The 2,415-nt window shown below is 58.7% G+C and carries 4 protein-coding genes and 1 pseudogene; 1 reads left to right on the top strand and 4 read right to left on the bottom strand.

The features are described 5' to 3' along the window. From ACYOEI_RS40950 to ACYOEI_RS40935, 4 genes and pseudogenes are all read right to left on the bottom strand, one after another. A partial coding sequence (locus ACYOEI_RS40950) for a transposase (protein ID WP_462856453.1) occupies positions 1 to 107 on the bottom strand: 107 nt, incomplete at its 3' end. A 157-nt stretch (positions 108 to 264) separates the two neighbouring features. Beyond that, entirely contained in the window at positions 265 to 618 is a 354-nt protein-coding gene (locus ACYOEI_RS40945) for a hypothetical protein (protein WP_462856452.1), read from the bottom strand. A gap of 115 nt (positions 619 to 733) precedes the next feature. Beyond that, positions 734 to 1,441, bottom strand: a complete 708-nt coding sequence (locus ACYOEI_RS40940) for a hypothetical protein (RefSeq protein WP_462856454.1) — start codon at positions 1,439 to 1,441, stop codon at positions 734 to 736. Between the two features lie 233 nt (positions 1,442 to 1,674). Beyond that, a pseudogene (locus tag ACYOEI_RS40935) lies at positions 1,675 to 1,884 on the bottom strand (transposase); the annotation flags it as partial. Positions 1,885 to 1,907: 23 nt separating this feature from the next. On the opposite strand from ACYOEI_RS40935, the gene ACYOEI_RS40930 reads away from it, so the two are divergent. Then, the gene (locus tag ACYOEI_RS40930) at positions 1,908 to 2,345 is read left to right on the top strand and encodes a hypothetical protein (RefSeq protein WP_462856451.1); all 438 of its coding nucleotides are present in this window, start codon (positions 1,908 to 1,910) and stop codon (positions 2,343 to 2,345) included. Positions 2,346 to 2,415 lie beyond the last annotated feature (70 nt).

Here is a 2,415-nt window from a genome sequence, read left to right as displayed (position 1 = left end):
TCACGCATGGGGACCTTGCGGGGCCGGCCGGTTGAGTTGATGGGGATGAGAGGCTCGAGGATAGCCCACTGCTCGTCGCTGAGGTCGGAGGGATAGGACTTACGCATGGGAATAATCCTCGGACAGACGTCGATCGGCCTGACTCCTTCTACAGGCGTAGGTTACGAAATTTTCGGATTACCGGATAGCCTCTAAGATTGCGATGCCTGTCCTTTGTCTTCTGTCCCTCCTTTGCTTCTTCTCCGACGAGAACAGACAGTAGAACTATCCACCAGCGATTTTGATTTGCCGCTCCAATTCATTCGGTGTCGTAATGCGACGCAAAACCAAGTCGAAATTGTAGCCTTCGTCAATCAAGTGAACATCGCCTGGGTAACTCTCTTGGATACACAAGGCGACATAAAGGCTAGCCTTTCCTTCTCCATCAATCACAATCGTCTCTTGATCTTTCTTGAATCGAACAATCGTAAAATCATTCCCCGCTCGATATTCATAAGCTGACAAACAATCACTACCGGAGTCCACAAGGTTTGCACCCTTTAACCTCTCCATACCCTGAGACACTATTTCTCGATCGAATTTCTGCCCCTCGCCAAGGTAAAGCAAAAGAAATGGCATAATCTTACTCCGGTTGAGAATTCCAAAGAATTCCAAAGCAAACGGCTTACCATCGAAAACCCCAGAACCAGCCGAGGTTATTCACGAACCTCCTGAGTGAAGTATTCCTCGGGGCCTATGTTCTGCCGATCGGACGTCCGGTGCCCGAGACGACGCGACGCCTTCGCTGAGGATACAGCGATCTCATGACACGGTCACACCGACGATGAGACGGGTCGCGCTCGGCCTCGGGCCGGACCTCAGACGGCGGGCACCCGTTGAGGTTCGCCACCCGACCCAGACCCAGACGTACCGCGACCTCCTCGAGACGAGACCGGCTCGACGCAAGGAATCGCCCGAGCAGCCGACCCCTCCTCAAGCTCTCCAGCCGCGCTTGCCAGGTCTCCGCGCTCGAACCCAACCGGTCGAAGATCTCCGACACCTCGCGCGCCACCGTCGCCTTACCCTCACGGAAGAGCCGCGAGGTGTAATCGACCAGGAGCAGGTAGCTCCCCAGCGGGAACCCTTCCAGCATCCCTTCCCGAGCCGAATCCAATGGGCGACGATCCTCGACCGGGCAGAGCCACAGCGCGTCCTCGAGGCTCGACGACGCCTCCGACCCCGCCACGCTACCGCGACGCGATGCCTCGAGGTCCTCGCACCGCTCCTGGTCCTTGACGTGATCGACGCGCTCCTTGATCGAGGTGTGGGGACTCGCCTCGGGGACGTCGACGAGGCCGGCCGCGACCGGGTTGAGGTCGATGTAGGCACAGATCGCCAAGAGCGACTCTTCATCGAGGATCCCGACGCTCCGGAAGCGCCCTTCGAAGAACGCCCCCGACAACCGTCCTGAGTGTTCGCAAGTCGCGAGAGTGGTTCTTTCAGACACTTCATGAACCAACTGAGGCTCTGCAAGCGTCGTCGCGCATTCGCCACCCACACGGTGTCAGCGAGCCGTCCCTGGACCCATTGGTCGGAGACGGGCAACGGCTTGCGGGATCGGTCACGCGGCGGGAAGAGTCGGCCCCAGCGTCGGACGACCTCCTCATCGGACCATCCCCCGGCAACGTCGGGGTCTAGGCGGACGAGGACGTGCAGGTGGTTATCCATGACCGAGAACGCGGCGACAGACACCGCGAAGATCTCCGCGAGTTCTTTGAGCCGCTGGTCGATCCAGTCCTTGCGGCCGTGCGCGGGATCCCCCAGGAGGAAGGCGCGTCGGACGCAGCGGGTGATGCAGTGATACCAACGGGTGACGGTCGGATCCACCAAATGAGCACGCGCCATCGTCATCGGAAGGGCCTCCTGGGGTGTTCCGAAGAACACTAACCACGGAGAAGTCGATCGTCAAGACGCCGACCGCCAAGATTGCAATGCCTGTCCTTTGTCTTCCCCCCCGCGCCCTCTTCACCATCCTCGAGCGCACCAAATACCTCGTCGAACCCGCCGCCTCCTGCTGCCTCGTCGCCGCCGAACAGCAGCAATCCCAGTTCACCAAAGACGACCAAATCGTCCTCCTCCTCTGCGGCGGCAACGTCTCCACCGAGAGCCTCTGTGGATTCCAGCAGCAGTTCCCGGAGACGAAGAGGTCGATCAGAAAATCGGCTAACGGTAGGACTCAGAATCCCCCAGGCGGCAGGCGTGTCGAACTCAGAGGCTATCCGGTAACTTTTTCCTCAATTTCCCGGAACTTAAAGGCCGCACGCTTCCTCTTCTCATCCTTTTTTAATAGTCTGAGCATTCGATGAATTGAACTGATTTTGATCATCGCCTCGCTCGACTCCGTACGCACCTCGTAGTCGCGGCTATGCCTACGAT

It is taken from the genome of Singulisphaera rosea, from assembly GCF_054877945.1.
Note: the sequence above shows the minus strand (reverse complement) of the source record. Positions and strands in the feature narration are given on the sequence as shown.

Coding starts and splice junctions, on each gene's coding strand:
- ACYOEI_RS40945 (WP_462856452.1), bottom strand. CDS start 618: ATGCCATTTCTTTTGCTTTACCTTGGCGAGGGGCAGAAATTCGATCGA.